8 protein-coding genes and 1 pseudogene are annotated in these 6,161 nt (G+C 58.1%); 7 read left to right on the forward strand and 2 right to left on the reverse strand.

Annotation, left to right across the window (positions count from 1 at the left end):
• From ACK8OU_RS19655 to ACK8OU_RS19685, 7 genes are all read left to right on the forward strand, one after another.
• On the forward strand, positions 1 to 318 hold a 318-nt coding region (locus ACK8OU_RS19655; RefSeq protein ID WP_410305030.1), incomplete at its 5' end, for a hypothetical protein.
• A 170-nt stretch (positions 319 to 488) separates the two neighbouring features.
• A complete protein-coding gene (locus tag ACK8OU_RS19660) occupies positions 489 to 773 on the forward strand; it encodes a hypothetical protein (RefSeq protein ID WP_116625593.1) in 285 nt (94 codons plus the stop codon).
• 33 nt (positions 774 to 806) lie between these two features.
• Complete coding sequence (locus ACK8OU_RS19665; protein WP_410305031.1) at positions 807 to 1,073, forward strand: hypothetical protein; 267 nt, start codon at positions 807 to 809, stop codon at positions 1,071 to 1,073.
• A 38-nt stretch (positions 1,074 to 1,111) separates the two neighbouring features.
• The gene (locus ACK8OU_RS19670) at positions 1,112 to 1,684 is read left to right on the forward strand and encodes a hypothetical protein (protein WP_410305032.1); all 573 of its coding nucleotides are present in this window, start codon (positions 1,112 to 1,114) and stop codon (positions 1,682 to 1,684) included.
• Between the two features lie 78 nt (positions 1,685 to 1,762).
• The gene (locus ACK8OU_RS19675; RefSeq protein WP_410305033.1) at positions 1,763 to 2,035 is read left to right on the forward strand and encodes an ACT domain-containing protein; all 273 of its coding nucleotides are present in this window, start codon (positions 1,763 to 1,765) and stop codon (positions 2,033 to 2,035) included.
• Between the two features lie 36 nt (positions 2,036 to 2,071).
• On the forward strand, positions 2,072 to 3,571 hold the full coding sequence (locus ACK8OU_RS19680) for a protelomerase family protein (protein WP_410305034.1): 1,500 nt from the start codon (positions 2,072 to 2,074) through the stop codon (positions 3,569 to 3,571).
• Positions 3,534 to 4,061 (forward strand): hypothetical protein, encoded by a 528-nt coding sequence (locus ACK8OU_RS19685; RefSeq protein ID WP_410305035.1) that lies wholly within the window; start codon positions 3,534 to 3,536, stop codon positions 4,059 to 4,061. Before ACK8OU_RS19680 ends, ACK8OU_RS19685 begins: the two co-directional genes overlap by 38 nt.
• A gap of 409 nt (positions 4,062 to 4,470) precedes the next feature.
• On the opposite strand, the gene ACK8OU_RS19690 is transcribed toward ACK8OU_RS19685, so the two are convergent.
• The gene (locus ACK8OU_RS19690; RefSeq protein ID WP_003501092.1) at positions 4,471 to 5,451 is read right to left on the reverse strand and encodes an ExeA family protein; all 981 of its coding nucleotides are present in this window, start codon (positions 5,449 to 5,451) and stop codon (positions 4,471 to 4,473) included.
• Positions 5,448 to 6,161: pseudogene (locus tag ACK8OU_RS19695) on the reverse strand (IS481 family transposase); the annotation flags it as partial. The gene ACK8OU_RS19690 and the pseudogene ACK8OU_RS19695, both read right to left, overlap by 4 nt.

Below are 6,161 nucleotides of genomic sequence, written 5' to 3' on the forward strand. Positions count from 1 at the left end.
ACTCATTTTTATTCTATTGTCAAGCTATTTTTTATTATTCTCGCTATTTTTTTATTTAAGTATAGTTCCGCGCCTCATTTTTATACTTTGCTTTTATTTATGTTCTGCTTTGGTCCTCGGGTTTCGGTTTTTGCCCCCCCTTCCCATCACTTTTTACAAAATTCCATCTCTTGTTTTTATTTTAGTGTTGACCGCCCTGCGTTCCTTGTGTACTTTTATAAAAACAATTCACAATTCGCTAAAAGGGAATCCCCTGATGACCGTCCGATCCGCATGGAGCATGGCTTGTCCTCACTGCCATTCCGATTGCTCCCTTGATGTCGCCGCAACTATATGGGTCCGCCTCTTCCCCGATGGCACCGACGCTGACGAAGCTCAGCATCAAGGCCATGAGTGGGATTCCAGCAGCTCTTGTAAGTGCGCCGCCTGCGACTGGTCCGGCACCGTCGCTGACGCTCAGCGCGCTTGCCAATAATGGAGACCGGAAGATGAGCTACGTTGTTGCTTTCTATGAGATCGACCGCGCCTATGGCGGCCCCGAAGAGGGCGGCTGGTGGTACGACTGCGGCCAGCTCGTCCGAGTTGCGTGGGTCTGTAAATCGGAGGACCGAGCCTATCAGAAGGCCCGCCGCGCCAACGCGCTTCTCGATCACCTGCAACGCTCACTGCGGCCTGTCAGCTCCGTCGCTTATGCTGGCGGGCGCTATGCCGCCATCGTTCACCAAGGCACTGCGCCACGCGCCTACCCGGAGACGCGGCCTCATTACGAGTGAGGGCACTCTGAACGCTTGTAGGAACACATATTCATGACGAACGAACCTAAACTCTCAGCCCGCGCACGGCAGGCTCTCGAAATTCTGTCAAATGGCGGACAAATCCAGCATCGTTTGGAGCGCAATAGCTACACAGGTCGCGAGCAGTTTGCGACAAGATTCTGCACATCTTCCCGCTGGAACAGCGCCGTGAAAGGACTTGGCTTTGCCACTCGCGTTGAACTGGAAAACGCCGGCTTTCGTTTCAAGCCCGATCATCGCAGCTCAGTCTGTACAGCCTATACCCTCCTGAGACCCTGATCATGAAGCCGCAAAACACTTTCCCGCTCCCCGACAGAATGAAACATCTGCCGCGCGATCCGCGCGGTTTCCCTATTCCGGTGATCGTCACACGCGACAAGTCTGGTCGCCCGCATTTCACGATGAACGACGAGGCGATGCGCCAGCGGATCATTCGCGAGGATCGTTGCGCTATCTGCGGCGCGAAGCTATTGCGCGGGCGCTGGTCGGTGGGCGGCCCGTTGAGCGCGTTCCATCCTGATGGCCGATATAACGACACTCCGCTCCACTATGAATGCGCGAGCTACGCATTGCGGGTTTGTCCCTATCTGGCAATGCCCTCCTACTCCAAAAGGCTCGACACCAAGACAGCCGTCAATGCCGAGTTCAACGGCACGCTCATTGCAATCGATCCAACCATTCTCGACGCTCGCCCGGAGCTGTTCGTCGCTGTCATGCACATCGGCCAGACTTACTCGCCCGGCCCTGTCGGCCTCGGATATGTGATCCCCAAACGCCCCTATCGCCAAATCGAATACTGGCAACAGGGTGAGCGCCTTGATCCCGTCGCCGGCAAAGCTATCGCTGATCGCATTCTCGCGGATTTCCTTCGAGAGAACCCCCTACCATAATTTTTATAAAGGCATTTGCACTTGTTTTTATTTTAGTGTAGAGTATTTTTATTAATTCCGGCATTCGAGGTGTTTTTTATGATTCGCGATATCAGTCAGGAAATCGAACAGCATCTTGAAGCCCGCCTCTCGCGCCGGATGAAGGCCGAAGAACGGTATCTTACCCGGCTGGAACGGCGAGAAGCCGAGGCCGAAAAGCTGATCGGCGAACTATGCCGCAACGGCCAAACCATCCATTACATCAACGTGCGGAACATCAAAGGCGAGCTTACCGGAAAAACCCGTGAGTTTCCCGGCCCGCAGGGCTTCGGTGAAGCCGTTCATTTCCTGATCCGCAACAACTACGCCTGATGCCACCACTGGCGCAGGCCTCGAAAGGACGCCGCCATGAGCAATGAAGCCGCCACCGAAAGCACTCCCGCTCCAAAGCGGATGGGCCGGCCCTCTGTCGTGGCCGATGCCATCCCTCTGTTCGTTGAAGCCGTGCGAGCAGTCGAAGAGGGGTATGATGAGCTGTGGAGCAAAGAATGGGACGAGCGGATTGCCGGCAAAGCCATCTCGACTCGTGCTGCCTATGTCTCGAAGTACAGGACCGCGATCAAAGACGCGCTCGGAAGCCTTCATCCCTCGTTGCCCTACATCAAGATTCTGGACCGCACAGAGAACGAAGATCAGCGCCGCACCTACTCGTCCCATTCGAATGCTGGGCGACCCGGCACGCGCCGGGAGGCCATCGAGACCTTTGTCCGTCACGCGAAGCTTTTGAACGATGCCCGGCTCTCGGCCGTCAAAAGCGGCGGAAAAACCGAGCGGCAGGCTGATGCGATCTACAAGCGCGCGATCTCGAAGCTTTGGGACGCGGAGATCGGAGAATGGCGCGGGAACATCGAACCGAGCACGATCCTCTCCACCACGACCCGCTATCGAAACGCGCTGCGCGAGGCCGCCATCGCGGACGATCTCACTCTTTCGTTGATCATCGCGCCAGAGGATGTGCAGAAGGCCGTTTCGAGTGCCTATCGCGAATCCGTGATTGAACAGCACAACGAGCTAATCGCCATTCCGCATTGGTTCGATTTGGTGGAGGCCGCAAAGGCGGCCCTGCCGAAGACGGACGCGAGCTGGTCTACACTCCAGCAGGAGGCGCAGAAAGTCGCCGAGGCGGCCACACGGGCCGAACTCGCACGCTATGGCGCTGCACTCGGACTTCTCACTGGCCGACGCCCTTATGAGGTTTTCTGCCAAGGCTCTATCGCGCCTGCGCCCCTTGCATTGGAAGGTGTTGCAGGACGCGGCTACGAGAGCTGGCGCGTAATCTTCTCAGGGCAGGCCAAGACCAGAGGCCGCGACGGAACGCAGTTCGATCAGCCTTTCCCGATCCCGACCCTGACACATGCGAAGGACATCGTGTTCGCTTGGACCGTTCTTCGGTTGAGTGCAGAGGGGCAGGTCTGGCGGAAGATGACCAATCAGGAGTTCGCGAGCGATCTCCTGCGTGTGCCTAACCCGAATGCCATCTATCCTGCCATCCGAGAGGAATTGTTCGGCCCGTTCTGGCCTAAACCTTCCCTGAATGACAGCAAGAACGCCATGGAAGGAAAGCGACTGACGGCCAACAATGTGCGCGCACTCTATGCGGAGATCGCAGACAACTTCTTCCGCCCGAAATCCAAATCGAAGGCGGCTTTCATCGCGGATGTCCTCGGGCACACGGAAAAGGACATCGAGACGGCATCCGCTTACATGAAATACTACCTGCCCGACCAGAAGTCGGCAGGCCCCGGCAAACGGGTGAAAGGCCGTCTCTCTCACAAGATCGCCGAGCAGCTCGATGCGAAGGGCCTGCCTCATGAGCGGCCTGATCACGAGATCGCCGAAGAGGCGTGATCCGGTGTCTTTCCATGGCTTGTATGGCCGCCCTCTCTTTGTAAGCAGGCCGCTTCTCGATCATGATGGTCTTGACGCGTGGGTAAAGGCAAACGGCTTTCTGGAGCCTCTTCCGGCACGCACTTTTCATGTGACCGTCGCTCTCAGCCGGATACCAATCCGGCAAGAGCTTCCAGAGCGCGATTCCAACGATCTTATCGTCAGAGCAGGGCAGCGACGACGCGTCGTCTGCTTTGGCGGTGTTTTTGCCTTAACTTTCGGGTGCGTGGCGCTCAATCGCCGCCATGCAGAATTTCGCCGGGTTGGGGCGAGCTGGGATCATCCAAGTTACCAGCCCCATATCTCTTTTGCCATTGATGACGGCCGAGACTTGTCCATGTCCAGCCTCACACCGTATCGCGGCCGCCTCCATTTTGGGCCTGAATCTTACAAAGAACCGTTTGCTGATATAGCTTCACTTGCGACGCAAAGAAAACTTATGTACAAATAGCTCATTCGATTGTGTTCTAGGCACGTTAGATCGATAGGGAGATCGGCCCTACACGACCCTTCTAGGGTGGAAATTGCCTCTGGCACGGTAAATCCGATCACTTAAACGCTCCGCTTTGCGGAGCGTTTTGTTTTGAACTGACCTCCCGTTCCTCCAACGCATCCGACAGCCGCGTTCGATCATACGCGCCCCACAGATAGATCGGCCCCACGCCAAGCGACATGACCGCTAGCTGTAGCGGCTTGCCAACATAAGCGCCTCTGCTCGCAAACATCGGCATTTTCTGCTCGAATTATCTGACAATGGAGCGGGCGTCGTGCTCACGCTCTTTGCCAATGTGCTCGCAAACATCCGGGTCTGCTTGCAAACATCCGCCACGTGCTCAGATTAATTGCCAGCGACGGCATGGTCAAACCGGGACGCCTGCCTGTCGTAGTTGCTCGGTCAGCTGACGGGAATATTCGGGATCAAGGGTGCCCGCCAGGAAGGCGCGGATATCCGACGGCCGAGCATTGAGGTGCGTGACCAGAGCCGTCGCATCGTAACCATTTCGGGTCAACGTCGGTTCGAGATCGTCGATGGCGCGGGACAGGACCTGCTCGACGATTTCGGCGGTAACCGGCTTGGCGCCGAGGCGAAAGCCCTGCTCGAATGCGAGGGTGAGATGCATCTCGATCTGAAGCGGCGTGCGCAAACGTTCGGCGATGAGGTCGATGGCTTCTTCCTCGAGGAGTTCGCCAACCTTTACGCCTTCGGCCGCACAGGCGCCAAGCAGCCAGGCAACATAGTCGCGGCGCGCGGAGCCGATCCCCTCGTAGTCAAAAATGGTCGTGCGGTAGCCAATCTCCTCCATTTGCGGCCGGCGCAGATCATTGCGCAACCGGGGATGCCCGACAAGAAGTACGGAAAGGAGCACGCCGGCGTCGGCGACCACCTCCATCAGTCGCTTCAGGCCGGTTAAGGTCTTGTGGTGCAGGTCATGGGCCTCGTCGACCACGAGGACGATCGGCCGTTTGCCTTTTTTCATGATGTCGCGCAGGTCGCGCTCCCGGCGCTCGGCCTGCTTGGGGATCTTGACCTGCGCACGATCGCCGGGAGACAAGTCGTAGAACAGGGCTTCAATGAGCGATGGCAGCGAAGTGCGCCGCTTGTCGACCGCCAGCGATTTGGCGAGTGCGACCTTGCCGGCTTTGGTGAGTTCGGCCTCGATGCGGCGCAAAAGGTGGGTTTTCCCCGAACCGACCAGGCCGGAGACCACGACAAGCCGACCGGTCTGGACGGCCGCACACACCTCGCGGATGATCGTGCGCTGATGCTCGGTCTCAAAGTTGCCGGCCCCTTGGAAAGGCCGGTCGAGGCCGTAACTGGATTGAACGTCAGCGAGCATCATTCTTCCTTTCTTCGCGCCTGGAAGCGTTCGCGGATACGGGCCGCGATCATCTTTTTGTCGAGTGTTTCTCCAAGCAGTTCATTGATGAAGGCGCGGTCACCGGCATTCATCGCGCCGATCGGCCGGCCGAGCTGGTCGGCGATGGCCCCACGGGCTGCGAGGCCATTTGGATAAGCGGTCTCTATTGCGGGTTCCGGAAACGGTGTCCGCCGTACACTCAGCCCAGCCGTGGTCGGGGGCAGCGAAGGCAATGGACGATCCCCGCCGGTGACCGCGGCGCGGGGGAGCCCAAGTTGGTCTGCCAGGCGCACCACCTTGTCGAGCCGCTCTTCGAGCTTGCTCTTCTGGTATTTGCGATAGCGAAAGAGGGGAACCGCCCCGCGCGAAGGTTGGAATGGACCGAAGCGCTTGCCCTCATGCTCGACGAACAGTTCCTGATCGAACAGGCCCCAGAGCAAGGTCACCGTTTCGCCGGCAAGTTCGGGCTCGACCTCATAGGATGCGCCTTCGACCGATACGGTCGCGTCTCCAGCAACCGTCCGTCGTTCCGGTTCGCGCGCAAAGGCGCAGAACCGCTCCCAGGAGCACATCGCCCGCACCCCGTCAGGAGGAAGATGCCGCAGCCAATCCTCGATGCGTGCATGAGACTCTGTGCGATGGTCGCCGTTATTGTAGGTGACCAAGGCGCGCCTGAGCCAAAGGTTGGCTTC

It is taken from the genome of Pontitalea aquivivens, assembly GCF_046507575.1.
In the GTDB taxonomy this organism is placed as follows: domain Bacteria; phylum Pseudomonadota; class Alphaproteobacteria; order Rhodobacterales; family Rhodobacteraceae; genus Pontitalea; species Pontitalea aquivivens.